This window comes from Streptomyces boncukensis (genome assembly GCF_011045075.1).
GTDB lineage: Bacteria > Actinomycetota > Actinomycetes > Streptomycetales > Streptomycetaceae > Streptomyces > Streptomyces boncukensis.
This window is the reverse complement of the sequence record NZ_JAAKZZ010001111.1, coordinates 1-516: the sequence shown is the minus strand read 5'-3', so window position 1 is coordinate 516 and position 516 is coordinate 1. Positions and strand designations below refer to the sequence as shown.

Annotated in this window: 1 pseudogene; it reads left to right on the top strand. The window is 74.0% G+C overall.

The features are described from left to right. Positions 1–280, top strand: a pseudogene (locus tag G5C65_RS38195) (hypothetical protein); the annotation flags it as partial. Positions 281–516 lie beyond the last annotated feature (236 nt).

The following is a 516-nucleotide window of genomic DNA, read 5'->3' as shown; positions in this document are numbered from 1 at the left end:
GAACTATCCGACCCGCTCCCAGAACACGCCCTCGTACACCCCCACCGGCTCCCCCACGGGCGGCGGCAATACGACGGACGGCAACCAGGACGGCGGTAACGGCGACGGCGGCACCGACCCGAGTGGCGGTCAGCAGGACGGCGGCCAGCAGGACGGCGGTCAGCAGGACGGGGGCCAGCAGGACGGCGGCGGTCAGCAGGATGGCGGCGGTCAGCAGGACGGCGGGGGTCAGCAGGACGGCGGCCAGCAGGACGACGGCGGCGCGGGCGCGGACGGCTGACGCCCCTTCCGGCGCAGCGTCCGGCGGATCTTGCTGGGAGGGCTGCCCCTTGCTGTCGCGTCGCAGGGTGCGGGTGATCTGTGGCCGGTCGCGCCCACGCGGCGGAGCCGCATAGCGAACACTGCCCCGTCCCGGCACGATCCCGGACACGTCCTAGCCGGTCGCGCGGAGCTTCGCAACTGGCGCCACGCGCGGCGGTGGGGCGCTTTACGATGCGGCTCGTGCAGCAGACATCG